The following is a 22,866-nucleotide window of genomic DNA, read 5'->3' as shown; positions in this document are numbered from 1 at the left end:
AACACCATGAGCATCCACCCGATCACGCAGCGCGTCCGAAACAACATCGTCCGCGTCTTGTCCGACGCCTACCCCGAGGAACTGTCCACACGAGAAGTGTTGGCGCAGTTGACCAAACAGTACGGCTGCAACCACACGTTCCGCCGCGCCCACGACAAGACACGCTTCGTCCCGGTCTCCCTCCTCGAGGGCTGCACAGCACCCCCAGGTTCCGATTGCACCCACGCGTGCTGGTACAGCCAGGCCTATCCGGGCCTGCGTTCCCTGGCTAAACAGCGCAGTGTGGAATGGATCATCCGGTCCGCCGGCCCGAACCGCGGCGCCTACTGGCGGTATCAGCCCGACCCTGACCCCGACGTCAGCGACCACCCCGGGCCCGACGCTACCGGCGCAACACGCAGGCCTGAATCGGACGTCCCGCCCTACCGTGGCGAGATCGTCGACCTAGACGCACCCCGGGAGGACCCCGCCGGTGGACAACTAATCGATGCCCACAGCCGCTTCACCACACCACCCCGTCCTCAGCAGCCGCGCTGCCGTGACTGCGGCGAACCCGGAATCCACTACGTCATGCCCCACGTCGATCACCGCCGGCGCAAGCCTTGGCCCCAGCCATACTGGCTCTGCGCCGCCCACGGTGACCCGATGCCCGGGGCGCAACAGTGACCCCGCGGGCAATCCGCTCCCAGCCGGCGCACGGACATGACTATCGGACTGGCGCGCCGAAACACCGAGAGGCCCAGTGCGGCTGCTCACCTACCGTAGGAGCTCCCCATGACCAGTGTCCGTAACGACCCCGCCTACCCGTGCACCAGCCCGCCACCGATCAGACCGTGGAGCGGATTCGACATCCACCGCGAAACCGATTGCGCCATAGCGACACGGATCGTCGCTGAACTCCTGGCCGATGACCAATGGCACACCCCCGGTGAGCTCGCCAGCGAGCTCAACTACGAGCTCGACTTCGAAGCCGACCGCACGAGAAAGCTGCTCACCGCCGTCCAATCCCACGGCGACATCAGGCGAGACAACGTAGGCAACTACCGAATCACCACACGCTGGCGCAGCCACCCCCACAACACCGAACACGTGCAAGCCGCCCTCCACGAGCATGATGTGACTGAAACGGTCAGCGACACAGAAGAACTCGGTGCACTGCCCAACATGTCCGTCGTCCAATTCCGCGGGCCGGGCCTGCGCGGAAAGACCCGCCTGGTCTACCAGTTCGACGAGCTCAACTGGTACGCCCCCGGCGACACTGAACCCTTGCCCTCGGACTACTTCCCGCCCGAGGCCTACCCAGCCCACGTCCTCTGGAAGCCCACCGCATGACCAACTACCTACTCGGAGTGGCTACGCCAGTCCTGTTCGGATACATCGGATTCGGCGCATTCATCATGAAAGAACAATGGCGCCAACACCCCTCCGAACACTGGAAAGCCCAGTACCGCAGTCCCTACACCAAACCGCCTCTGCTGGTACGCAGTTGGTCGGCCTTCCTCGCTCTCTGGCTGCCTACGCCACTGCTGTGGCCGCTGACCATCCCCATCGGCAAGCTGGCGTTCGTGCGCTACCGCCACGCCCACAACAAAGCCGCAGAACGCGCTGGCCTCGCCAGCACCTAACGCCGCGTCCTCAAGACAGGGATTCCAGTCACGGATGCACCCGCGTCAGTCATCCACTCGCTGGAAGCTGATGCTACGGGTGCAGCAGCGTCGCTATGTCCAGCCCTGCTCGGTAAGTTCGACGCGAACATCGTGGGCGGCAATACCCGCCTGGTACATCGCTTCCCAGGTGTCTCGGTCGAGCCAGACGCCGACGGCATCGTCACCGCGCTGGATTTTCAGGAAGATCGGCGGGCCGTAGGCATTGCTGGCGGTCGGCTCAACGGTCACGGTTGCCGGAACGGCCTTTTCATCGGTGTACGACCACGAATCGTCCTCGGGTGCCTCGACAGCCGGTGCGTCATCTCTCTGCACATCGGAAATCGCAACTGTGCGTGGGTGTTTCATCGGTCTCTCTCCTTGAGTCTCTGGGCATGGCTGTTAGCGGTCAGTGCTGTGCTCGGCCGAGCATGATGGTCTCGGACCAACCCTTCGGGACGAGTCCGGCGCGCCAGTGGGCGGGCTGGAGACGGTGGTGCCAGGTTCCGTTGGTGGCCACGGTGCGGGCCACGCCGTCGGTGACGGTGAATTCGATGCCGAGTTCGGCGAGGTTGCGGGTGTCGCGCGCGAACGGGACGGTGACCAGAATCAGCTCCCCCATGTCGTGGATGCGGCCGGGGTCGGTGCGCCAGACGTTCGCCGGAGAGATGGTGCCGAGCTCACAGTGCAGCCATCCGGTGTCGGCGTCCTGCCAGATTTCGACTGATGATGTTGACGTCATGAGGCGATCGCTCGGGGGGCCGCTGGTGTGGGGTGAATGCACCGGTCGGTGGTGCACAGTGGGGTGCAGAGCTGGATGTGCCAGCCGGTGAGGAACGAAGCCAGGCGGACGTTTAGCCCGCGGGCACCGATGGCCCGAACGTACGGCGACGGCCGGCCGGCGGTGGGGGTGGTGTCGAAAACGATCCGCGCATGGCGCTCGGCGGTATCGGTGATCGTGACACTCAGCGGTGTGATGTTGTGTGCGCCAATGGCGTTGGCCAGGTAAGTGGTGGGGTCCTCGCTGTAAGTGACGATCGACATCGAATCCAAGGCCAACGTGGTGGCGGCGGCCCGGACGCGGAAGCCGCCTTTCCCGATGCACACCTGTGCGGCGTCGACGCCGGGCTGATCGGTCTTCACCGAGACCTTGCAGCGGGTGTCAGCAATCGCGACGTGGACGACGTCGACGATGTCGAACCCGATCTCGGGGACGTGGCGTGCGAGTGCGTCAAGGACAGCGGTGCGGCTGATGCGGGGCATGGGTGCCTTTCAGGGCAGATGGAGGCGGTGGGTGATGTCGGTGAGGTGCTTGCTGATCTCGGTGGTGGGGTCGCCGCCGAGGGACCCGATCGCTACGAGTGCGCTGAGGGCGGTGGCGGCGAGATGGGCGTAGATGTCGTCGAGGGTGATGCCGTTGTGCGAGTCGGCGCCGGTCCATTGCAGGTACGCCTGTACGGCTTGGCCGCTGTCGGCAGCGATCCGCAGGACGCGGACCGAATCGGGGACCTGCTGCTCGTCGTGCCAGCGCACCAGTGAGTAGATGCTGGTGGCGCTCAACACGATTGGATCAGTCATGGCTGTCTCGGCTCTTGCGTGTCGGCTGGTCGACGATGCCGACGAACGTTGTTGAGGTGGTTGGCCACCGGAGCCCCCTTTCGGTGTGTGCTTTTCACCTGCTGATGTGAGGCTAAGGCCAAGGCCGGACACGATGGCCAACCTCTCAGCGGCGGCCCGAGGCCTCGGAAAGGTGACTGCGGGAAGTCGGTCGTCGGCGGTACAGTCCCGACATCGACCACGTTCGGGGGACAACCATGGCGCACGATACGAAAACCGATACCGAAGCCGAGCCGACGCTCGAAGGGCGGCTCGCTGCAGCGGAGTCCGAAATCGAGGCACTGAAAACGCAAGCGTCGCAATCAAAAGACGAAATGTTCCAACTCAAGGTAGTGGTGATCGCCATTATTTTTATGGGGATCGCGATGCTTGTGCTTACCGCGTGGTTTGACAGCCGGTCTGGTGAGATGCTGTCGAATCATGATGCGTCCGTTGAACAATTGCTGCGCCCAGGGGTGCACTGCTACGACTCCGCGCAAGAGCGCGGCGCCGCACGACAGCGAGCGCTCGAAGCGATCGACCGCAAGCGGTGGGAGTACGACTGGGCGTTAGAGCATCCGCCTGCCGGCAGCTATCCACTGTCGGCGCCCGGGCCGGCTCCGATCAAACAGCTCGAGGTGTGGGACACGCCGCGAGGTGCGTCGTGGGATGCGGCGCGCTGCTTTGAGGTCGTCCAACCTGGGTGAACCATCAGCCGGTGGTGGGGCGCAACGCGAGGGGGTCTGGCTGCGGGTTCCACCTACTGGGTGGCGGGCTGCTGCAGGAAACAAGAGAGGGTGCAATAGCCGGCGGTGACGGCATACGGCTTGCGCAGCGGCGTGCCGCAGCCACGGCATGTTCCCGGGTGGGGGCAGCGGCATTGGTCTGGCCAGGCCCGGGCGCAGCCGGCGCATTCGAGCGGTAGTGGGTGGTCGCCGGTGGCCGCCGCGCGGCGGTGGCTCACGTGATGTCCCGGCTGGCGATCCAGGTGAGCCGATCCGGTGGGATGTTGTGCAGCGCTTGGATTTCGGGGTAGCCGCTCATGACGTGGCGGGTGTCGATGCCAGTGAGGTCGACTTCCCACAGATCCCAGGTAGCGCTTTCGGCAGTGAAGCCGCCGACGGCCAGCGCATCCCCGGACAACCACCATGCCTGCGACGGCGTGGGCGACAGTGACACCCAGGTGCTGCGGTAGTCGTTGCCTCCTGCGGCATTGACCACGGGCGGGCAGCCGATAATGAGACCGGTGTTGCGGATCGCGGTGTGCCGGGTGCGGGGCGACCAGTGATAGCCGATCACGAGCTGGTCGACGATGTTCATGGATCAACGGTAGGTGGCGCATGCGACACGATGGACGAACCCTGGTGGCGCGTGCGGCGATCCGGGTTGGCGCGGTCCGGGATGGGTGCGCCAGGGTTCTGGCGCACGGGTGGCGCACCGATAAGCGCTGGTGGGGCGCCCGGCGCACCGGTTGATGTGACCGGCCCGTGATGCACGCTGCATATTGGGAGGCTCCAGGGCTACCCGTCAAACGGGCTCGGGAGGGCTGACGCCTGGTAGGCGGCGGCCGGGGGATTTGAAGGTGTGCAGTGACCTCGCCGGGCGCGGGGCCAGAAACAGAAGCTGGTCTCGGGGCGCTGCGATCTGCGCAACCTCGAAGCCGTGGGCGGGTCAGTGGCCGGTTTCAGTTGTCCCGGGGACATTCGGAGTATTTCGTCACGTGACGGGCGTTGGTGGGTCCTCGGTGGGCGTTGTACAGGGTCGGGCCGATCACACCGGGCCGTGTTTGCACCCGGTCCTGCAATAGTGCGGCGAACTCAACCGGAATGTGTAGCGACGTCCACACATATCCGGGCGCGCACGGCCGGGTCGCAGACTCGGCCGCAGAACCACCGGGAAGGGGTCGATCTCCATGAAGATCGCCGCCATCGTCATCCTCAGCCTGTTCATCTTCGTGTACCTGGGGCTGTGCTTCTACTGTATCGCCAAGACCGGGGCCACCACCGGACTGGCCGCAATCGGCGCTACCCCACTCGCCGCGGCGATCGGAGCCCTGGTGTGGCTGGTGCACAGCGCGTAGGTGCCCGTGATGACGCGGTGTTGTGTTTGTGACCGAGCGGTTATGCAGCATGCATAACCGCTCAGCCGAGCAGCCGGCGGGTCCCCTCGATCGCGTCGGCGAGGGTGGGCGCAGTTTGCAGTTGGTCGAGCAGCACCCACAGGCGTGCGGCGCGGTAGTTCTTGCCGGTGGGGATCGGATCGAAAGGAGGAATGCGCGGCCCGAGGGTGTACAACGCGTGCTGGGTGGTGGTCACCGCGGTGGCCGGTACATCCGGAAAGCGGTGCAGCAGTGAGGGAATCACTTCGGCGTGGGTGACGCGGTGGATGCGGTGCACGTGCCCATCCCAGCGGAACGCCATGAAGTTGGGCGGCTCGGTGGGCCAGCCGTTGCCGGCGCCGTAGGGGTGGAAGTAGCAGTGCTCGTCGGTCACGTACTCGAGGAATGTGCGCTCTCCCCCGTCCCCGGGTTTGGCCTGGTTGAGCACGACGCAGTAGGTCTTGCAGTCTTCCGGTTTGCGCATCTGGATCACCTCTTTCAGATAGGCCTGCAACTCATCGAGCCAGACGCGTTCGGTGCCCCGGCACATGCGGCGGGCGGCGGTTATGTCGTCGAGGACGGCGGTCCACGGCAGGTGCACGACAGGGCTTCCGTCGATGCTGGTGGGTAGGCCGGCGGCGGTGGCCAGGTCGGTGGAGGCTTGCGACAGCGTGACCAGCAGCCCGCCGTCGGGCTGCTCGGCGATGCGGCCGGCGTACTTGGCGAGCTGGGCGGCGGTGGGTACGAGCCAGCCGCGTTTTGCCTCGAAGATCACCAAGGCCCCGGGGAGTCGCATTTCCAGGTCGGTGCGGCCTTCGGTGTCGCGGACCTCGAGCTCCAGGGTGGCGTCGTCGGTGGGCGGCGGTGTGGTGGTCGGCCAGACCCGTCGCAGGATGGTGGCGCGCAGGGTGGCGCTGCGGCTGAGGGTGTAGCCCAGGGCTGCGGTGAGGTCGTTTTCGAGGGTGCCGATGAGCGTGTAGACCGAGGGCACGGCGGTGCTGTGGCGGGTGAGTTCGGTCATCGGCCGATCATGCCGCAGGGTCGGTGCCGAGCGGGTGAAGTGGGTACTTCGGGGCCGGGCGGGGCGTCGATTCCCGACGCGGCGACGTCGGAGTTCGACGCCCCATCCGGCGGTGTTGGGGGTTAGGTGGGGCGGTTGCCGTCGACGCCGATGAACTGAATCTCACTAATTGCCACGGTGGTAACGTCCTCAGGTTTGGACTCCGTGGATTCTTTTGTCGGGGTGGCTGATTGGGGCGGGTCAGAGGTTTCCGCAACCTTGATCAGAAGTTTGCTGACGGTGGCGGGTGGGTCGATGCTCAGGGGGCGCCAGTCGCGTTCGCCGTTGGTCACGGTGGTCACCGGTGGCCGGTTGAGCTCCTTGGGGAAATAGACGATGTACTTGGTGACGATGCGGTGCTTGGACCATTGGTCGGTGCCATCGGGTGCGGCGGCGTCGAACCCGCTGGTGAAGCGGATTTGGCTCAGTGTGACCTGCCGGCCGAAATCGAACTGGATGTTCTGGCCGTCCTTGTTCTTGACCCGGGTGCACACCCAGGCCGTGCTGAAATCGCCGTCGACGGCGCGGTTGGTGTCCGAGTAGTTCGCGTCGCGGGGGCAGATGTCGGTGGCGTGAACGCCGCTGATGATGGTGTCCCGGCTGATCGGTGGCAGGGTCGGCGCGGATGGTTGGGGTGCGGCGCCGCTGGTGTTGGTCTGGGTCTGCGGCGTGACGTCGGAGGTCAGGTAACTGACGCCGGCTACGGCGACGAGCAGCACCACCAGGGCCGCGGCCGTGAGGATCGCGGTGTGGACGCGTCGGTTGGGTGGTACGCGCTTGTTGAACTCGCGGCCGCCGGCGGCGACCGCGCGGCCGGCGCCGCGCAGGGCCCGTGTCAGCAGGCTGGGTTTCTTGTCGCCGGCGGCGGTGTCGTCGGGCAGGACCGCGTCGGGGGCGGCGGCCGCGCCGCGTCGAGCCGGGCGTGTGATGGTGCGCGGCGCGAGGGAGGCCAGGATCAGCCGGCGGTTGTCCCAGGAGTGATCAGTCTGCTGATCGGGGTCAGTCATGGTGGTGGTCATCGTGTCGTGTCGTCGTCGATGTCGACGATGATGCCGTCAAGGATTTCATCGCTGGCGATACGGCCTTCTGTTCGACGGGGCAGGGCTGTGAGGGTGTAGTCGGGGCGCATCGGCGCGCCGGGCTGTGGGGGCGCCCCGTTGTAGTAGTGGTGATGGTTGATCTGGGTGATCTGCGCTGGTACGTCGCGTGGCGCGGTGGCGGCGCGGGCTGGCGCGGGTCGGGGCGCGACGGCGCGGCCGGTGTGGCGGCGGGGTCGCAGCTGGCGCAGCAGGAGACGGGTGGCGTAGCGCAGGGGCCGGCGCAGCACGGGCCAGGCGTACCAGCCGCCGACGGAGACGGCGAAGGCGTAGCCGAGGGCGGCGTCCAGGGGGACGTCGAGGTAGTGGGTGGCGGCGCCGGCGATGAGCACCGCTGTGATCAGTGCGCGTATCACAGTGATCCTCCTGGGTGGGTGGTGGTGATGTGGTGGCGGCTGGCCGCCTCGGTGAGTTCGGGGTCGTAGGTGATCAGGGTGTGGAGCTGGGGGCCGGCGGTGAGGGCGGCGGCGATGTGCAGGGCGTCGAGGGTGCGTCGCGGCGGCGGGTTGAGGGCGGCGGCCGCGGCGACCAGGCGGTCGGTCATGGCGACGGTGTCGAGGCCGTCGAGGATGTGATGGGCGTGGTCGGTGGCCTCGGGTGCCATGGCGGCGGTGGCGCGCAGCAGTTCGGCGCGGGCCAGTGAGCAGGTGAACCACACCGTGTCGGTGCGGGCGGCCAGGTAGTCGGTCAGGGCCGGGGTTTCGGTCTGGGGGGCGATGAGTTTGAGCATGGCCGTGGTGTCGAGGTAGATCACCGCTCGCCTCGGCGCATGTCCTCGAGGTGGGCGGCGGCTGCTGGGGTGTGGGGTCCGGAGGTGCGGCTGAGGATGGCGCGGGGGCCGGTGCGGGCGGGGGTGACTTCCCCGCTGGCGATCAGTGCGGCCCAGGGGTTGGTGACCGGTGGGATCAGTTGGGCGACGGGATGGCCGTTGTTGGTGATGATCACCGTTTCGCCGCTGGCGACTTCGCGGAGCACCTCGGTGGCGTTCTGGCGTAGCTCCCGGACGCCGTAACTCTTCATGTAGCACAGTGTATCCCCGATGTAGCACAGCGTGTACACAACTGGGGCCGAATACTCCCCTGCAGGTAAATAAATCCGAACATCTATCGTCTTATTATGGTGTCTTAATATAGAGTACGGGTGTTCTGACCCGCCTGGTCACCCTCTTTCCCGAAGGAACACACCCATGTCTCACGCCCGATCTATCGCCCGTCCCCGGCTCAATCCGGGTATTGCTCTCGGCGTCGCCGGAGCGGTTGCCTTCGCGCCGCTGCTCGCCGGAGCTCCCGTGCACCCCGCAACGATCTCCCTTCCCCACATCTCCGCGCCGGCGGTCACCCTCACGGCAGTGATCAACCCGGCCGACATCGACGCCCTGATCGCCAACCTCAACGGCGCACTGGACTCGGCCAGCTCGACGGTCGCCGGCATCGTCGGAATCCCCGGACAGACCCTGGCGTCGGCACTGACCACCGCCGCTGGACTCAACAACTCCCTGTGGGACCAACTCACCTCGGCCACCACCAACCCGGTGCTGCGCCAGGTGCTCACCGCGCTGCAGAAGTCGTCCAACGGCGGACTGACCAGCCTGGCCGCCACCGTGACCGACGCCAACACACCGCTCACCCTGACCACCGGCCAGATCGCCGACCTGCTGAGCTCAGTGCTCACCGGATCGCTGAGCACCGCGCTGCACGCGGTGACCAACCTGCTCAACGACCCCCTGTCGGTGTCCAGCTACACCGGCCTGCTGGACGTTCCGGTCAACGTGCTCGGCTTGGCCGTGACCAACGGGCTCAAGGCGCTCGGCGATCTGAGCAAGAACGGGCTGTCGTTGGTGTCGACATTGACCACTGCGGTCACCAGCCAGATCAGCAACGCCCTCGCGGTGTTCAATGGCCTCGTCGACGCCACCAAGACCGCGGTCCCGATCGACCTTTTCGACGGGGCGCTCACTGCCGTGCAGGGCATCGTCTCCGCTCCCGTCACCGCGGCGGTGGCCCTCATCGGGGGCGGTGTCCCCGCCATCGCGGGCGCACTGGGGAACACACTGTCGCGCGTGGCCGATGGTGCGGCGCAAGTCGCCGGAACCTGGCTCGGGGACGGCACCCACTCGGGAGCCCTGCTGAACGTCCTGCATACCGTCGGCAGCGCCCCGCTGGACCCGGCGAGCTACGTCAGGGCCCTGAGCGTCCTCGCCGGCGCGGGAGCGACCACCGGGCTGCAGCTGTTCCATACGGCAGCGTCACTGGCGGCGGTGCCGGTCGTTTTGACCTCCGGCTTCGTCCGCACCGGGGCCGACGTCGTCACCAAGTTGGCCAGCTCGGCGGCGCAGGTCGTCAGCGGCCTGATGCAAATGGCCGGCCTACCGGCCTACGTGCGCCACCTGCCCTACGCGATGGCGACGGTGTTCAATGCGGCGGTCAACACCGCGGCCACCCTGACGGTGGCCGGGCTGAACACCATCGCCACGGCCCTGGGCGTCGCGACGTCGATCGTCGGAACCGTCACCGGAACCAACGCCGCGGCGGCCACATCCCCCGTCAAGGTCCAGGCGCTGGCCGCCACCGCCGCCACCGCCGCCGCGACGTCCACCGCTGGTGAGCCGACCACCTCCAAGTCCGCTACCGCCAAGCCCGCCGCTGAGCTCGGCGCTGGGGCCGGAACAGGTAAGACCGGGGACGCAGGCAAGGCCGCGGTCACCGCGGCGGAGACGGACGGCACGGCCGAAACCAAGACAGAGACGAAGGCCGAAACGACGGCGGAAGCCAAGGCAGAAACGAAGGCCGAAACGAAGGCCGAAACGAAGGCGGAGACCAAGGCTGAGCCGTCCTCCACCACGTCCAAGCCCGCCGCCAGCTCCACCGCCGAAAGTGCCGACGCGACGGGTGCGCAGGCTGCTGGCGGGGCCAAGAACGTCAAGGGCGCGTCCACCCCTGCGTCGGAGGGTTCGTCGGGTACTGGACAAGGCCGCGGCTCTGACAGTGCCGCCGCTGGCAAGGGCGCCAGCACCGGTATCTCGCGCGCGACGTCTACCACCGGTGGCAGTGGCAAGGCGGACGGTGCGCCGAAGCCGTCGGGACAGCCCAAGCACGCTGCCGGTGCCAGCGACACCAGGTCGTCGGTCAGCTCGATCACCTCGCGCCTGGGGCACCAGGCGCCGAGCGCCAAGAGCGACACCGGAGCGGGCAAGCACGCCAAGGGCGCTGCCTAGCCCTCCCCGCACAACTCGGCGGGCTGATTCCGCCACCCTGTAGAGCGCATGACGCGCCCCATTGCGGTGGTTGTGAGTCAGCCCGCCGAGTCATTTCCGGAGACCGGCAAGGGGCACCACGCGAGGCGCCTCCCAGGCAGGTTGTGGCGCGCCGTGGCGCGGTCAGGTGTTGAGGTCGTGGGTGCCGGTGACGGCGGCTGACCCGACGGTCTGGCAGACCGGGCATGGGACTGGGTTGTCCGCCCGACCGCCTTGAGAGAGCAGATGGTCCAGGTGGCCGGCGCAGGTGGGTGTCGGGTGTCGATCCGTGTGGCCGCACGGCCATCCGATGAGCACTCCAACTCCGGTTTCGCCACGGTGCCGGCCGTGCCATCGGCACGCCTCGGTGCGCCGTCGGCGCGGGGCGGACTGTCGGCGCATCGGCTCCTCCTGGGGTTGTGTACGGGCCGGGGCAGGCGCCCTTGTTGGGGCGGCGGCGCGCCCCGTATGGCGCACGGTTGCGCGCCGTGGCGCGCGGTGGCGCGGGACGGTCTCAGGCCGCCGAATAGGGGCGGCAGCGCGTGAGCGGGGGACGGCGAAGCGGGTTCGATGTAGGGCCGGATTGGCGGTGCCTGCTGGCGGCGTGGGTCGCCCTGGCGCACGGTGGCGAGGGTTATTTCGCGGCGGTGGATCGGTCACGGTCGAGCTGGGTGCGCAGAGCGGTGACATCGGGGTGGCGAAGGTACACGTCCCAGCCTTTGGCGAGGTCGTCGAGGTCGGCTCCGGCGTCGAGGTCCAGGCCCAGTTCGAGCATCCTGGCGGGCAGTTGGTCGCGGGTAGAGCACAGCACGTAAGTGGGCCAATGGTCGGTCTTGGCGGGGGCGTCGGGGCTGGCCTCTGAGCTGGTCTCGGACCAGCCGGTGAGGGTGATCGTGCCGGAGGGTTCGGCGAGGAGCCACAGCCCGTAGTCCATGGAGAGTAGTCCTTTCTGCATCAGCGGAGCCCGCCGGCGAGATGGGTCGGGGTGAGGGGCACAAAGGCTGGCCACAGTTCGATGCCGCGAGGCCCGACCACTACGTGCACAGCGGCTCGGAGTTGGCCGGTTGTGGGGCGCGGAGGTCGCTTGTGTGGGCAGTTCAACGTTTCCAGCGGTGGCGTGGTGCTGGGGTACAGGGTCAGGGTGCCGGTGTCTCGGGCGCAGGTGTTGGGCATGTGGCTGTCCCTTTTCAGAGTTTCTGGATTTGGTTGACGAGGTAGCGCTGAATGATCTGGGTGCCGCTGTGGCCAGCTGGGTCGAGGGCGGTGGTGTCGTAGTTCTCGTGGAAGCCCCCTTTGATGAATTCGGCGTAGTGGGTGAGCGCCTTGGCGACGTTGGCGGCGGAGAACTGACTGAAGGTGGGGCCGAATAGGCCGGTGGTCATGTTGGCGGCGCCGCCGGTGGCGACGCTGATCGCGTTGAGGACGGCCGTGGCGAGGTCTCCGAGGTTGAGTCCGCCTTGCTGTAGGGCGGTGCCGACGGCGCCGAATCCGCCGACGTTGATGGTGGAGGTCTTGTCTTTCATCGTGGACAGGGCGGCGTTGACGGTGGCGGCCTTGTTGGCGATGACGGTGATCGCCGCGGGGATCGAGGTCCAGGCCTTGTTGCCGACCATGCCGATGACGGCGGTGACTGCGTTGACGAGGTCGGTGGCGGGTCCGGCGACTTGGGGGCCGGCCAGCCAGAACAGCTGTGTGGCCAGGGCCTTGGCGAAGGCGATGCCGCGGGATACCAGGTTGGGGATCAGGTTCGGGTCGTTGATCAGGGTGAGGATTTGGTTGATCGCGGCGGTGGCGGGGGCCACGAGGCCGGCCATGAAGATGGTGGCGAGTTTTTGTGCGGAGCCGGCGGGGTCGGAGGCGTCCAGATGTGATCCGAGGTGTCCGATGAACCGCATGACCAGATCGGCCTGGGGCAGGTTGCAGTAGAAGTCCTGGGGAGCGCAGACCGAGATGACGCCATTGCGTTGAGTCAGGGAGCCGAAGCCTCCGGAGCGAACTCCGGCGAAGCCCATACCGGGGCCTCTGAGCCCGATGGTGGGTTGACCAACTGGTGATTGGGAAGGGTCGGCGAGTAGGGCGACGCCGAGCAGTCGGGAGGCGGGGATGACCCCTCTGTTGTGGCCGATGGCGGCGGCGATATCCCCGGCGGCGTCTGCGCCTTGGGAGTATCCGGAGAGGATGAAAACGGTCTTGGGGCACTTGTCTGCGACGGTCTTGAGGCGGGCGTTGGAGGCGTCGATACCGGCGTCTTTGGAGGCCTTGTAGCCGCCGCCGTCGGTGCCGCCGACGATGGTCGCCGGGTACGGCGTGTAGTAGGTGGCCATGCGGACTTTGGAGTGCTCGCGGAGCGGTTCGAGAATCTTGCCCAGGACCCCGACCGGCTTGAGTGGATCGGCGTCCACGCTGGTTTGGGTGGTTCCGGGGATGGCGACTGAATAGATGCCGGGGCAGGTGGCTTCGGCGCTGGCGATTGGGGCCGCGAAGAGCAGGGGCGGTGCCGCGGTGGCCAGCGCGGCCGCCAGCGCCTTGACCCGGGTGTGCAGGGTCATGCCGCCACGTCCTCGTCGAAGTACCGGGCGAGCTTGCGGATCGCCCGTTGGGCGCGGCGTTCGACGGCGCTGACCGTTGAGGACAGGTCGCGGGCGGCGGTGGACGGGCTGAACACGTCGGAGTTGAGGTACATGGCGGTCAGGGTCTTGAACTCCAGGGCGGTGATGATGCCGCGGTCGCAGGCCTGCTGCAGGACGGTGGCGGTGTGGTCGCGGTCGGTGCCGTAGTCGGCGCGGTCCAGGATCGCCGAGTGGGGGTCGACGCGATGAGCGGCGGCGGGCGAATTGGCCTGAGGGCGGGTAGCGAGCGCCTTGCGAAGCACGTGGTTGTAGACGTAGCGCGTGGTGAGGATGTGCGGTTCGGCGGCGGTGCGTAGCAGCTCGAAGAAGATGCGCAGTGTGTCGTTGTAGCGCGCGTCGCGGTCGGTGGAGTGATAGCCGTCGGGGTCGGCCATGTCAGCGATGCGGCACAGCGGCCGGCGCATGAGAACGGCGGCCATCAGGAGGGCATGGCGGTCGCCGCTGCGGGCATATCGGGCGAGCTGGGGCAGCACCGTGCTGATGGTGTCCATGTGGGTGCAGATGGCGTCGGGTGAGTGCGGGGGCTGCGGGTGCAGGGTCTGGACGAGCGTTACCGCGGGCGTGAGGTCGCCGCGGCGAGGCCGGGTGAGCAGGTGGTGGGCCTGCTCGGCGAGTTGATCCCAGATGGTCATCGGATTCCTTGGCTTCGCGGGGTGCTGACGAGGCCCATGGAATCGGGGGACGTTGTTGCAGGGGTTTACGCAGACCTTCCCGGGGCTGTTGACAAACGCCCCGAAAAGGTGTGACCTGGGTCACTTTCCGATGGCGTGACCTGGGCTGATGATGTTGACAAACCGGTTGACGGGAAACTGGTGAGCGGCCGGAGTCGTGTTTGCTGCGCATTACCGGCTGTGCGCCTGGTGCGCGCCGCGTGTGCGGCTGTAAGGGCAGGTGGTGTGCGCCGGGTGCGTCGGTGGCATGCGCATAGCGATGCGCCCCCGCGATAGGCGGGGGCGCGGCGGGGATTCGGTGGGGATTCGTGCTGCTCGCCGTGTGCCGCATACCTGGTGATGCGGTCGGCGAATAGTTGACGAGCTAAGGCAATAAGGGGGGCCGCTCGGCTTCGGCTCTCCTTCGTCGGCCTGCGCCGAGCGTAATCCCCTTGTCAAGCGTTAGGGCAAACATACGCGGCGCATATGCGCATATGCGTTATCAATTCGTTACCTATGCGGTTGTCGGGAAATCGCCGATTTACCCCGCATAAGGGGGCGTCCGAGTCTCAGCACTCCCTGGAGGCCCCCGCCCATGGCTCAGCCGATCCGCCGCAGCTCCACCGCGGTCCGCGCGTACTCAGAGCACCTCTTCGAACTCATGAAGCAGGTGACGAAGGATCCGCTCGACGAAGACAAGTCGATCGCACTGGTCGTCCACATCGTCAACAACCGCGCCGCCGCCGCCGAGCTGTACGAGGAACTACAGACCCAGGCGATGGGGGTCTCGTGCTGACATTCCTGGCCCACCCGCTGCGCCAATTCTCCGACCGATTCTTCCTGTGGATCAGCGGCAATGACCCCATCCGCGCCGACGAGACACGCACACGATTCAGCGCGTCCTTTTTGGCCTTCATGATGCTCACCTACGTGCCGCTGGTCGTGGCCGTGCTGCTGCTCGTTGCCAACCGCCCACAGCCGGTCAACGAAGACGAGGCACGGGACCAGATCACCGCGATCGAGGACTACTCGATGCGGTACGTCAACACCTATCTGAAAGACCCGTCCAACACGGCGGCGCTCAAGCAGTTTTACGACGGAGATGTGCCCGCCTCCCCCCTGCCCCCGGGGGGCCGCGCGCTGTGGGCGGGCTCGGCGCTACCTGGCACATTCACCGACGGTTATCGGACCTATTCGGTGATCGTCACCGCCGAGGTTCCCAAGGCCGCGAATTCCACCTCGATGGTCCCCATCCGGTTGCAGACATACATCTCAGCGGACCTGCAGAACCGGTTCCGGGCAGTCACGCTTCCCTTCGCCCGAACCGATCGACCTTCGGGCAAACCGGTGACGCTGGCGACGACCATGTCGGTGGCCGATGACCGGCCGGTCTATGCCACAGTCTCGGGCTTCCTTTCGGCGATGTTGACCGGCGTCGGTGATGTCACCCCTTACGTCGCCGCCGGGTCGTCATTGACCGCCGCCAATCCGCCTCGATTCTCGACGCTGTCGATCGAACGAGTGCAGACCAATTCCGAACTCGCAACCGCGCAATCGGTGCCGCCGAAAGCCTCCGGAATCGAGGTGAATGTGCGCGCCATCGTGCAGACCGCCAGCGGGGTTCTGATGCCGATGGATTTCCCGCTGTCGATGTCGGTCGCTGCGGGTCATTGGCAGGTCGACCGGATCAACGACTCGCCCTCAATCACCGTCCCCAGTAGCTCCGAATCCGACTCGTCGACAACGACGCCGACCCGCACCACAACCAGCACGACAACCGCACCACGTCCGACCGCAACCAGCGCACCCGAAGGGAACTGACCATGATCACCACCATCGCTCCACTGTTGATGGACAACATCAACGCCGTTACCGCCGCCGGCAGCGTCAAGTACGTCGCCGCACCGATCTGGGATGTCGGCGCCAACATCAAGAACCAGGGCATCACCTTCGCGGTCTACCTGCTGATGGGTGGAACCGCGCTTGTGTCGGCGGCGATGTACTTCATCGGCAAGAACAAGACCGGCGCGCTCAAGACGCTGGCGGTCGGTGTCATCCTGATCGGCCTCGTGGGCTCACTGCCGTCGCTGGGAGTGGTGTCCAAAGACACCATCGGCAGCATCACCAATAGCGGCGGGACGCGATGAGCCAGTTCGTCGCCAAGTGGTACACGCGGGCCAGCCGTGTCCGCATCGTCATCGCGAAGTTCGACGGGCGCTGGAAGCTGCCCGGTGGCCCTTACCCGATCCCGGAACTCATCGCACTCGTTGCGGGCGTGCTGGCCACCCTGTTCCTGCTCCCCCGCCTTGGCCACCCGATTCTCACCGGGCTCGTCGGAATCGCGGCCACCGTCATGGCGGTCGGAGCAATGCGTCTGATGCCGTACTCGCCCGTCCCTTTCGGGACGCGCGCGCACCGCGTACTTCGGCTCTACAACAGCCCGGTCAGCTACAGCACCAATTCGTTGACACGCACCCCGACGACCACCTCCAGCGTGCGGCCGCAGATCGACATTCTCGACGCGCCAGAACCGGCTACCGCGTCACGCGCCTATCAGCGCCCGGCCGCTGCCCGCCAGCCCGCTCAGCCCGGGTTCGCCGACACGTTCGGCGATCAGCGTTCAGCCGCCGCAGACCTGTTCAGCTGACCGACCACCGACCCACACGAAGGAATCCGTTTCATGGCCAACCAACTTGACCAGGACCTGCAGCCGACGGTGTCGGTCTTCGGAAACCTGCGCCGGATGCGTGATGGCTCCATTTGGGCCGACTACCGGATGCAAGGTCTGGCGTACGGATACACCAGCGACGAACGCAAGAACGACGCGCTTGTCCATCACCGCAACCTGTTCCGCAAGCTGCCCGACCACTCGGTGATCGCCGGCCATATCGCCGCGATGAACCCCGACGAGATCATGGCTCGGGTTATCGCCGGAACCGACCTCAACACCCGGCCCAGCTGGCGCCAGGAATGCGAGGGCAAGCACGAGTTCTTCTCATCCACGGTGCGCTCGACAGAGCGGATTTTCACGCTGTCATTCCCGGTGATCAGTTCGGACGCTGTGTCGGACTGGACCGGCATCGGCGCCGCGGGTCGGCGTTCACGCGAGCGCGATCGCGCCGAGCTGATGAAGGCAGGCGACCTGGCGGCGGCGATCATCACTCAGCTGCCGTCGGTGTTCAGCTTTGAGCCGATGACCGCCGCGCAGATGGTGTGGCTGTGGAACCATGCCCTGTCCCGGGGCGGACCCGCTGAAATTTTCCCCAATGCTGTGGGGTCCAACGTGTCCTCACCGGCCGGCGCTTTCGCTATGGCCGAGTTCGACGAAGGCGAACGCCGGCCCGAGAAGAAGCGGTGGCTGCCCACCAGCTTCGCCCCACTGGTCAAGATCACCCAGCCGGGCCGCATCGGGGGCGGTGAATCGTGGCAGACCCTGCTGGCGATCGAGGCACTGCCCCTGGAGGGCCTGCAGTTTCCCGGCTCGGAGTTCTTCACCATCGCCGACCGTGTGGACGGGTTCGACATCGACTGGGCGGTGCGGATCAGCAAGACCAGTCGCGACCAAGCGATCGCCCGCAACGGCAAGAACCTGCGGCGCCTGTCCGAGCAGGTCGACGAGCGCGACAGCGAGATTTCTTTCGCTCACGACACCTTGTCCGAGCAGGTCATGCTGCTGCGCGAATACAACTCGCACCTGGAGACCAACGACGACGAGGTCGAGGTGTCGTTGTGCCCCATCTTCGCCGTCGCTGGGCCGACCCGGGCGGCCTGTGAAGATGGCGCGCTGAAACTGGTCCAGGCGTTCGAGCGTCCGCGCATCAAGGTCGTCGCGCCGCTGGGCGGTCAGCGGGAGCTGTGGGCCGCGATGAACCCCGGCGGCACCAGCCACCGGTCCGTGGCGGATTTCTCGCACGTCACCATCAGCCAGTTCGCTGCCGCAAGCGTCCCGCTGGCGACCAACCACCTGGGCGATGCCAAGGGCCCGATCCTCGCGCTGAACCTGTCCGGTCGGCGCAACCAGCCCGTGCACACCGAATGGTGGCGGGAAACGGTGAAAGACGCGTCCTCAGCCGTGGCGATCGCCGGTGAACTCGGCGCCGGCAAAACCTGGCTGATCATGTACATGCTGTTCACCCTCGTCGACAACGGCGGCCAGTTTCTCGTCATCGACCGCACCGACTCCGGTGAGTACGCCCGGCCGGCGTCCACCCTCGCCCACCACGTCATCGTCGACCTGAGCCGGCCGCAGTGGTCGATCGATCCGATCCGGACCCTGCGCTCCGACCTGGGTGTCGACGCCGCCGTCGAATTGCTGACCCCACTGTTCGAGTGCGAGGCCAACTCGCCGATGGGCATCACCCTCGGTGAAGTACTGCGCCCCGAGTGGCAGGTCGATTCGATTCCGTCGCTGCTGCGGGTCCTGCAGGACGGCGTCGACGCCGGCCGGATGCCCAACGGAAAGGGCCTGCCGGCGGGCTGGGACGAGCTGCACCGGCATCTGTCGTTCTGGGAGGGCCGCGGTTACGCCCGCTCGCTGTTCGATCCGAACCTGCCGGCGATCGACCTGAACGCCGAAGGCATCGTCATCCGCACCAACCGGGTTGAGGTGCCCACCACCGAAGAGGTCGCCAGCCGCGAATCGCTGGCGCCGTCGAAGATCTTCGGTCGCGCGATCTACGGCCTTTCGATGGAGCTGGGACGCCAGGCGTTCCAACTGAACAAGGCCCGGCCCGCGGCGGTGGGGCTCGATGAGGCCTACCACGTGACGTCCACGCCGACCGGTCTGGCGCGCACTGCGCGGCTCGCGCGAGACGGCCGCAAGGACAACATCTCGCTGATTCTGGGCAGCCACGACCCGGTCTCGGACTACCCGGCCGGTACCGCACTGGACCTGATCCCGACGCGGTACGTCATGCGTCACCGTGACGAGAACCTGGCTCGCCGCTCCCTGGCGTGGCTGGGTATCGACCCGGACCGCAACCCGCACATCGTGCGCGACCTGACCAAGAACACCTCCCCGAAGGGCCCGGACGGGAAGGTCATCCGCGGCCGTGAGGGCGAGGGCTACATGCGTGACGCCCGCGGTGACATCGGCCGCATCAAAGTGCTCGGCCCGTCCTCGGCGGTGCGACGCGAGGCGATGAGCACGACTCCCCCCGACCTGCAGGCCGACGTCGCCTGAGAAAGACGAGGAGTCCCCGATGTACGCAACCAACAATCCGCCGAGGTCATCGAAGCGCATCGCCGTCGGCTGCGGCTGTGGCTGATCGCGGCCCTCGTCGCCCTGGTGGTGGCCGGCAGCTCGCTGGTGGCCCTGTCAGGCACGCCGGCGCCGGCGTGCCTGGGTTCGGGGCCGGTCAACAACGGCAAGGCGATCATCGCGGCCGGGATCGCACGGGATGTTCCCGAGGACGGGATCGTCGCCGGGCTGACCGCGGCGATGCAGGAGACCGGGATGCAGAACCTGGCCAACCCCAACGTGCCTGAGTCGATGGCGGTGGCTCACGACGGACTGTCCGCTGATCGCAACTCGCTCGGTGTGCTGGCGCAGACCTCGTCATGGGGTTCGGTCGAGGAGCTGATGTCGCCGTCGGTCGCGGCGGGCAAGTTCTTCACCGCGCTGCGCCAAGGATGGCAGCGCGGTCACGACTCGCTCGCCACCGCCGACGAGCTCGCCGCCGGCGTGCAGCGCGCGGCGAACCCGGATGCGTACGCCAATCAGGTGCCCGCGGCTCGGCAGTTCTACCGCGCCCACATCGACGAAGTGCGCGCGGCGCCGTGCCTGTCGGGCGAAAAGGTTGGGACGGGGGCGGTTTCATGAACCGCCCCAACAACATTGAGCTCACGCGACGCGCCGAGGTCCTGGCGTCGGCCAGTGCCTGGGTGCGGGCGTGGAGCCCGGCGTTGCTGCTGCGCTGGTGCGGACGCCACAAGGTAATGACCGCCCTTGCGGTGGCGGCGCTGCTGCTGGTCCTGGGTGCGGCGGTGGCCTGGGCCGATGACGGCAAAGGCACGGCCAACGCCGATGGCGGTGACGTCCTCATTTCGTGGATGGGCATCAAGGACAGCGACAACACACCGGTCGCCAAGTACAACCTGACCCTCAACGAGGGCGGCTGGAATGACGTGACCTCGACGATCTTCGCCAAGGTGGCCTCAATCTCGTACGAGGTCTATCTCGTGGTCACCACGACCGCTCTGTGGTTGATCAAGTTTGTCCTGGAATTCAAGTGGCTCAACCTGTTCACCGTTCCGTTCCAGACGATCGGCAACGGCGTCAACCACGCGATGGACCGTTTCGGGTTGGCTGCGACGGCGCTGGCGATCCTGGCGATCGTGGTGGTGTGCACCGCTCTGGCGGGCCGCACGGCCAAGGCGTTCTCCAACATCGCCATGGGCATGCTGATGATCGGCGTTGCCGCAACGATTTTCGCCAATCCGATCAGTGAACTGGTCGGCCCGGACGGGCTGTTGGCCAAGGGCCGCGACACCGGACTGGAGATCGCCACCTCCGTCTCGGACGGGCACATGTCCAAGTCCGGTGACGGCGCCAACGTCGATGCGATGGTCTCGCGTCTGGCCGACCGGTTCCTGCGCAAGCCCACCCAGATGATCAATTTCGGGGAGGTCAGCGACTCGGTGTCCAAGGCCTGCCGACAGGCATGGTCCGAAGGCATCAAGAAAGAACACGGCGACAAGCTCAAAGACGACATCAAAGGGTGCGACACCGTCAAAGGCAAAGCGATGCACCAGAAGTCGATGGGCAATCCCGCCGCGATCCTGGTGCCGCTGCAAATCTGCGGGCTGCTCGCCCTGTTCCTGGTGGCCTTCGCCTGCTACTTCGTGTGGCACGTGGTCAAGGCCGCGGTGCAAGCGATGCTGTTCGCCGCGCTGGCGCCGCCGGCGTTCGCGATCGGCGTCATCCCCGGCGGGGCGCAGATGTTCGCGTGGAAAACCGTTCTGGACATGTTCATGGCCTACGCGGCGATGGTCATCTACACCGCCGCGTTCGGCGCCTACAACGTGATCCTCGACCAGGTCTTCAAGGATTCGAGCAACGCAATCGAGTCGATGTTCATGACCGCGCTGGTGCTCGCGTTCGGTTTCGCCGTGTTCGGGCCGCTGCGCCGGATGTTCGATCGTCAACGCGACACCATGGCCGCCAAGCTCTCCGGCCACGGCAGCTCGGGCGGTTCCGGGCGGGGCCTGCTGAACAACATCGCGGACTTCTCGCGGGCCCGCAGCGAGATCGCCGACCAGTTCGGATGGAATCGCGGCGGCCGTGACGGCGGTGCCCGCGCTCCTGGCCGGGTCGACAGCGAGTCCGAATCCTCGAGCGCATCGGGCGGAGACGGCGGCAACGGCGGTGGTGGCGGAGACGGCGGCGGTAGCGGTGGGCCGTCGGGTGCGCCCACCGTCGGCGACGCGGCCAGCGGTGCCCCCACCGGTAGCGGTGCGGATTCGGATGCCGGCGGCGTCGGCACCGACGGCTCGGGCGACTCCGGAGGCGACGGTGCCGGCAGGGAGCACGCAGCCCCCGAGCAGCAGCCGGCCTACGCCAGTGACGCCGGCGGCGGACGCCTGGCCGCGGCGATCCGCATCTACCGGGCCACCCGCGGAGGCGGCGCCGGTGACGACCCGCACGGCGCCTACAGCGGCGCCGGCCACGGCTCCGATGGCCGCTACTCGATGTCTGAGGCCGCCTGATGAACTGGGTGACGGTCGCCCGCGTCGCATGGGCGAACCGTCGCAAGCTCTACGCCGCGGCGGCGATGCTGGCGCCTTTTGCGCTGACAACGATGCTGCTGGCGTTCGTGCTGCTCGCCGGCGGCGGCACCAGCGGCCCGACACAAGAAACGGCGCTGGCCACCCCGCAGTGCAGCCAGCAGATGGCCGCCCAGGGCGTCGGTGCCAAAGGCGTGCAGTTCGGGCCGGGCCCGATCAACAACGGCAAGGCCGTCATCGCCACCGGTCTGCAGATGCGGATCCCCGAAAAGGGGATCATCGTCGCGCTGGCCACCGCTATGCAGGAATCGAGCCTGCGCAACCTGGCGAACCCGAATGTGCCGGAGTCTCTGCACATCCCGAACGAGGGCATGGGCCACGACCACCAGTCGGTCGGCATCATGCAGCAGCAGCCCTGGTGGGGGACCATCCGCGACCTGATGACCCCTGGTATCGCGGCCCGCAAGTTCTACGAGAGCCTGCTCAAAGTCGGCGGCTGGCAACAGATGGCGCCCACCGTGGCCGCCCAGTCCGTGCAGCGCTCGGCGTTCCCGGACGCCTACGCCGACGATGTGCCCGCGGCGACCCTGTTCTACCGCCAGCACCTCAACGAGGTCCTCGCGGCGGCCGGCCCGGGCGCGGTCAAACCGGATTCGATGCCCGACAGCGAAACCGAAAATCTGTGTGCCGCTTCACGTCCCCGCGCCGCCCGGTCGGTCTACCAGCTGTCCAAACTGCCTCCGGGTAAGGCCTCGGAATACCGGCTGCAGCGGTACACCATTTTGACCAACCGCGCGGTCAGCGCCGCCTTCCCCCAGATCAAGAGCATCGGCGGATACCGGCCCGACTCGATGAAATGGCACCCCCAGGGCCTAGCGCTGGACGTGATGGTGTCCTCGGCCTACCCGCCGCTGAGCCCGCAAGGGATCGCGCTGGGCAACGGCATTCGCGACTTCCTGCTCAAGAACGCCAAAACGCTTGGCGTCGACCACGTCATCTGGCGCCAACGCATGTACTACCCCGACGGCACCTCTGAGGCGATGGAGGACCGCGGCGGACTGACCGCCAACCACTTCGACCACGTCCACGTAGCCACCAAAGGCGGTGGCTACCCGTGACATTCACCAGCCCGAGC

At 66.9% G+C, this 22,866-nt stretch carries 27 protein-coding genes; 14 read left to right on the top strand and 13 right to left on the bottom strand.

Translation table 11 applies throughout. The features are described 5' to 3' along the window. Positions 1-6: 6 nt before the first annotated feature. From ACJH6I_RS24155 to ACJH6I_RS24145, 3 genes are all read left to right on the top strand, one after another. Positions 7-666: a hypothetical protein gene (locus ACJH6I_RS24155; protein WP_406784643.1), complete on the top strand. Its 660-nt coding sequence runs from the start codon at positions 7-9 to the stop codon at positions 664-666. A 108-nt stretch (positions 667-774) separates the two neighbouring features. Continuing rightward, positions 775-1,332 (top strand): hypothetical protein, encoded by a 558-nt coding sequence (locus ACJH6I_RS24150; protein WP_406784642.1) that lies wholly within the window; start codon positions 775-777, stop codon positions 1,330-1,332. Further along, on the top strand, positions 1,329-1,625 hold the full coding sequence (locus tag ACJH6I_RS24145; RefSeq protein ID WP_406784641.1) for a hypothetical protein: 297 nt from the start codon (positions 1,329-1,331) through the stop codon (positions 1,623-1,625). The genes ACJH6I_RS24150 and ACJH6I_RS24145 overlap by 4 nt, the downstream gene beginning before the upstream one ends. 93 nt (positions 1,626-1,718) lie before the next feature. Here the strand turns inward: ACJH6I_RS24145 and ACJH6I_RS24140 are convergent, their stop codons facing one another. From ACJH6I_RS24140 to ACJH6I_RS24125, 4 genes are all read right to left on the bottom strand, one after another. Next, a complete protein-coding gene (locus ACJH6I_RS24140; RefSeq protein ID WP_406784640.1) occupies positions 1,719-1,979 on the bottom strand; it encodes a hypothetical protein in 261 nt (86 codons plus the stop codon). Positions 1,980-2,052: 73 nt separating this feature from the next. Further along, positions 2,053-2,385, bottom strand: coding sequence for a hypothetical protein (locus ACJH6I_RS24135; RefSeq protein WP_406784639.1), 333 nt, complete (start codon positions 2,383-2,385; stop codon positions 2,053-2,055). Next, a complete protein-coding gene (locus ACJH6I_RS24130) occupies positions 2,382-2,906 on the bottom strand; it encodes a hypothetical protein (RefSeq protein ID WP_406784638.1) in 525 nt (174 codons plus the stop codon). The genes ACJH6I_RS24135 and ACJH6I_RS24130 overlap by 4 nt, the downstream gene beginning before the upstream one ends. A 9-nt stretch (positions 2,907-2,915) precedes the next feature. Beyond that, on the bottom strand, positions 2,916-3,221 hold the full coding sequence (locus ACJH6I_RS24125) for a hypothetical protein (RefSeq protein ID WP_406784637.1): 306 nt from the start codon (positions 3,219-3,221) through the stop codon (positions 2,916-2,918). 236 nt (positions 3,222-3,457) lie between these two features. On the opposite strand from ACJH6I_RS24125, the gene ACJH6I_RS24120 reads away from it, so the two are divergent. Further along, a complete protein-coding gene (locus tag ACJH6I_RS24120; RefSeq protein WP_406784636.1) occupies positions 3,458-3,946 on the top strand; it encodes a hypothetical protein in 489 nt (162 codons plus the stop codon). A gap of 253 nt (positions 3,947-4,199) precedes the next feature. Here ACJH6I_RS24120 and ACJH6I_RS24115 read toward each other — a convergent pair whose 3' ends face one another. Then, a complete protein-coding gene (locus ACJH6I_RS24115; RefSeq protein ID WP_406784635.1) occupies positions 4,200-4,559 on the bottom strand; it encodes a hypothetical protein in 360 nt (119 codons plus the stop codon). Positions 4,560-5,151: 592 nt separating this feature from the next. Here ACJH6I_RS24115 and ACJH6I_RS24110 point away from each other — a divergent pair. Continuing rightward, the gene (locus ACJH6I_RS24110) at positions 5,152-5,319 is read left to right on the top strand and encodes a hypothetical protein (RefSeq protein WP_406784634.1); all 168 of its coding nucleotides are present in this window, start codon (positions 5,152-5,154) and stop codon (positions 5,317-5,319) included. Between the two features lie 61 nt (positions 5,320-5,380). Here the strand turns inward: ACJH6I_RS24110 and ACJH6I_RS24105 are convergent, their stop codons facing one another. The 5 genes from ACJH6I_RS24105 to ACJH6I_RS24085 form a co-directional block, all read right to left on the bottom strand. Next, on the bottom strand, positions 5,381-6,358 hold the full coding sequence (locus ACJH6I_RS24105) for a hypothetical protein (RefSeq protein WP_406784633.1): 978 nt from the start codon (positions 6,356-6,358) through the stop codon (positions 5,381-5,383). 122 nt (positions 6,359-6,480) lie between these two features. Next, positions 6,481-7,404: a discoidin domain-containing protein gene (locus ACJH6I_RS24100; RefSeq protein WP_406784632.1), complete on the bottom strand. Its 924-nt coding sequence runs from the start codon at positions 7,402-7,404 to the stop codon at positions 6,481-6,483. Positions 7,405-7,412: 8 nt separating this feature from the next. After that, positions 7,413-7,850 carry a hypothetical protein gene (locus tag ACJH6I_RS24095; RefSeq protein WP_406784631.1) on the bottom strand — a complete coding sequence of 146 codons (438 nt, stop codon included), beginning with the start codon at positions 7,848-7,850 and terminating at the stop codon, positions 7,413-7,415. After that, positions 7,847-8,248, bottom strand: a complete 402-nt coding sequence (locus tag ACJH6I_RS24090) for a PIN domain-containing protein (RefSeq protein WP_406784630.1) — start codon at positions 8,246-8,248, stop codon at positions 7,847-7,849. The genes ACJH6I_RS24095 and ACJH6I_RS24090 overlap by 4 nt, the downstream gene beginning before the upstream one ends. Next, positions 8,245-8,514 (bottom strand): type II toxin-antitoxin system Phd/YefM family antitoxin, encoded by a 270-nt coding sequence (locus ACJH6I_RS24085; RefSeq protein ID WP_406784629.1) that lies wholly within the window; start codon positions 8,512-8,514, stop codon positions 8,245-8,247. Before ACJH6I_RS24085 ends, ACJH6I_RS24090 begins: the two co-directional genes overlap by 4 nt. Before the next feature lie 166 nt (positions 8,515-8,680). On the opposite strand from ACJH6I_RS24085, the gene ACJH6I_RS24080 reads away from it, so the two are divergent. Continuing rightward, positions 8,681-10,708: a hypothetical protein gene (locus tag ACJH6I_RS24080; RefSeq protein ID WP_406784628.1), complete on the top strand. Its 2,028-nt coding sequence runs from the start codon at positions 8,681-8,683 to the stop codon at positions 10,706-10,708. A 652-nt stretch (positions 10,709-11,360) separates the two neighbouring features. Here ACJH6I_RS24080 and ACJH6I_RS24075 read toward each other — a convergent pair. The 3 genes from ACJH6I_RS24075 to ACJH6I_RS24065 form a co-directional block, all read right to left on the bottom strand. Beyond that, positions 11,361-11,681 carry a hypothetical protein gene (locus ACJH6I_RS24075; protein WP_406784627.1) on the bottom strand — a complete coding sequence of 107 codons (321 nt, stop codon included), beginning with the start codon at positions 11,679-11,681 and terminating at the stop codon, positions 11,361-11,363. A gap of 232 nt (positions 11,682-11,913) precedes the next feature. Then, the gene (locus ACJH6I_RS24070) at positions 11,914-13,275 is read right to left on the bottom strand and encodes a cutinase family protein (protein WP_406784626.1); all 1,362 of its coding nucleotides are present in this window, start codon (positions 13,273-13,275) and stop codon (positions 11,914-11,916) included. Continuing rightward, positions 13,272-13,988 (bottom strand): hypothetical protein, encoded by a 717-nt coding sequence (locus tag ACJH6I_RS24065; protein ID WP_406784625.1) that lies wholly within the window; start codon positions 13,986-13,988, stop codon positions 13,272-13,274. Before ACJH6I_RS24065 ends, ACJH6I_RS24070 begins: the two co-directional genes overlap by 4 nt. Before the next feature lie 613 nt (positions 13,989-14,601). Here ACJH6I_RS24065 and ACJH6I_RS24060 point away from each other — a divergent pair. From ACJH6I_RS24060 to ACJH6I_RS24025, 8 genes are all read left to right on the top strand, one after another. Beyond that, entirely contained in the window at positions 14,602-14,802 is a 201-nt protein-coding gene (locus ACJH6I_RS24060; protein WP_406784624.1) for a hypothetical protein, read from the top strand. After that, positions 14,796-15,827 (top strand): hypothetical protein, encoded by a 1,032-nt coding sequence (locus ACJH6I_RS24055; protein ID WP_406784623.1) that lies wholly within the window; start codon positions 14,796-14,798, stop codon positions 15,825-15,827. The genes ACJH6I_RS24060 and ACJH6I_RS24055 overlap by 7 nt, the downstream gene beginning before the upstream one ends. Before the next feature lie 2 nt (positions 15,828-15,829). Then, entirely contained in the window at positions 15,830-16,153 is a 324-nt protein-coding gene (locus ACJH6I_RS24050) for a hypothetical protein (RefSeq protein ID WP_406784622.1), read from the top strand. Next, on the top strand, positions 16,150-16,653 hold the full coding sequence (locus tag ACJH6I_RS24045; RefSeq protein WP_406784621.1) for a hypothetical protein: 504 nt from the start codon (positions 16,150-16,152) through the stop codon (positions 16,651-16,653). Before ACJH6I_RS24050 ends, ACJH6I_RS24045 begins: the two co-directional genes overlap by 4 nt. A 33-nt stretch (positions 16,654-16,686) precedes the next feature. Further along, positions 16,687-19,188, top strand: a complete 2,502-nt coding sequence (locus ACJH6I_RS24040; RefSeq protein ID WP_406784620.1) for an ATP-binding protein — start codon at positions 16,687-16,689, stop codon at positions 19,186-19,188. Between the two features lie 105 nt (positions 19,189-19,293). Next, positions 19,294-19,827, top strand: coding sequence for a hypothetical protein (locus tag ACJH6I_RS24035; RefSeq protein ID WP_406784619.1), 534 nt, complete (start codon positions 19,294-19,296; stop codon positions 19,825-19,827). After that, a complete protein-coding gene (locus ACJH6I_RS24030) occupies positions 19,824-21,713 on the top strand; it encodes a hypothetical protein (RefSeq protein ID WP_406784618.1) in 1,890 nt (629 codons plus the stop codon). The genes ACJH6I_RS24035 and ACJH6I_RS24030 overlap by 4 nt, the downstream gene beginning before the upstream one ends. Next, complete coding sequence (locus ACJH6I_RS24025; RefSeq protein WP_406784617.1) at positions 21,713-22,849, top strand: hypothetical protein; 1,137 nt, start codon at positions 21,713-21,715, stop codon at positions 22,847-22,849. The genes ACJH6I_RS24030 and ACJH6I_RS24025 overlap by 1 nt, the downstream gene beginning before the upstream one ends. Positions 22,850-22,866: the final 17 nt, after the last annotated feature.

It is taken from the genome of Mycobacterium sp. SMC-13 (genome assembly GCF_045311035.1).
Classification (GTDB): Bacteria; Actinomycetota; Actinomycetes; order Mycobacteriales; family Mycobacteriaceae; genus Mycobacterium.
The sequence above is the reverse complement of the archived record's forward strand: the minus strand, read 5'-3'. Positions and strand labels throughout refer to the sequence as shown.

What these genes read in the sequence shown, in the direction of transcription:
- ACJH6I_RS24070 (WP_406784626.1), bottom strand. Translation starts at nt 13,275, where the DNA reads ATGACCCTGCACACCCGGGTCAAGGCGCTGGCGGCCGCGCTGGCCACC.
- ACJH6I_RS24135 (WP_406784639.1), bottom strand. Translation starts at nt 2,385, where the DNA reads ATGACGTCAACATCATCAGTCGAAATCTGGCAGGACGCCGACACCGGA.
- ACJH6I_RS24060 (WP_406784624.1), top strand. Translation starts at nt 14,602, where the DNA reads ATGGCTCAGCCGATCCGCCGCAGCTCCACCGCGGTCCGCGCGTACTCA.
- ACJH6I_RS24120 (WP_406784636.1), top strand. Translation starts at nt 3,458, where the DNA reads ATGGCGCACGATACGAAAACCGATACCGAAGCCGAGCCGACGCTCGAA.
- ACJH6I_RS24045 (WP_406784621.1), top strand. Translation starts at nt 16,150, where the DNA reads ATGAGCCAGTTCGTCGCCAAGTGGTACACGCGGGCCAGCCGTGTCCGC.
- ACJH6I_RS24145 (WP_406784641.1), top strand. Translation starts at nt 1,329, where the DNA reads ATGACCAACTACCTACTCGGAGTGGCTACGCCAGTCCTGTTCGGATAC.
- ACJH6I_RS24110 (WP_406784634.1), top strand. Translation starts at nt 5,152, where the DNA reads ATGAAGATCGCCGCCATCGTCATCCTCAGCCTGTTCATCTTCGTGTAC.
- ACJH6I_RS24100 (WP_406784632.1), bottom strand. Translation starts at nt 7,404, where the DNA reads ATGACTGACCCCGATCAGCAGACTGATCACTCCTGGGACAACCGCCGG.
- ACJH6I_RS24030 (WP_406784618.1), top strand. Translation starts at nt 19,824, where the DNA reads ATGAACCGCCCCAACAACATTGAGCTCACGCGACGCGCCGAGGTCCTG.
- ACJH6I_RS24130 (WP_406784638.1), bottom strand. Translation starts at nt 2,906, where the DNA reads ATGCCCCGCATCAGCCGCACCGCTGTCCTTGACGCACTCGCACGCCAC.
- ACJH6I_RS24050 (WP_406784622.1), top strand. Translation starts at nt 15,830, where the DNA reads ATGATCACCACCATCGCTCCACTGTTGATGGACAACATCAACGCCGTT.
- ACJH6I_RS24085 (WP_406784629.1), bottom strand. Translation starts at nt 8,514, where the DNA reads ATGAAGAGTTACGGCGTCCGGGAGCTACGCCAGAACGCCACCGAGGTG.
- ACJH6I_RS24075 (WP_406784627.1), bottom strand. Translation starts at nt 11,681, where the DNA reads ATGCAGAAAGGACTACTCTCCATGGACTACGGGCTGTGGCTCCTCGCC.
- ACJH6I_RS24115 (WP_406784635.1), bottom strand. Translation starts at nt 4,559, where the DNA reads ATGAACATCGTCGACCAGCTCGTGATCGGCTATCACTGGTCGCCCCGC.
- ACJH6I_RS24150 (WP_406784642.1), top strand. Translation starts at nt 775, where the DNA reads ATGACCAGTGTCCGTAACGACCCCGCCTACCCGTGCACCAGCCCGCCA.
- ACJH6I_RS24065 (WP_406784625.1), bottom strand. Translation starts at nt 13,988, where the DNA reads ATGACCATCTGGGATCAACTCGCCGAGCAGGCCCACCACCTGCTCACC.
- ACJH6I_RS24080 (WP_406784628.1), top strand. Translation starts at nt 8,681, where the DNA reads ATGTCTCACGCCCGATCTATCGCCCGTCCCCGGCTCAATCCGGGTATT.
- ACJH6I_RS24105 (WP_406784633.1), bottom strand. Translation starts at nt 6,358, where the DNA reads ATGACCGAACTCACCCGCCACAGCACCGCCGTGCCCTCGGTCTACACG.
- ACJH6I_RS24025 (WP_406784617.1), top strand. Translation starts at nt 21,713, where the DNA reads ATGAACTGGGTGACGGTCGCCCGCGTCGCATGGGCGAACCGTCGCAAG.
- ACJH6I_RS24125 (WP_406784637.1), bottom strand. Translation starts at nt 3,221, where the DNA reads ATGACTGATCCAATCGTGTTGAGCGCCACCAGCATCTACTCACTGGTG.
- ACJH6I_RS24155 (WP_406784643.1), top strand. Translation starts at nt 7, where the DNA reads ATGAGCATCCACCCGATCACGCAGCGCGTCCGAAACAACATCGTCCGC.
- ACJH6I_RS24040 (WP_406784620.1), top strand. Translation starts at nt 16,687, where the DNA reads ATGGCCAACCAACTTGACCAGGACCTGCAGCCGACGGTGTCGGTCTTC.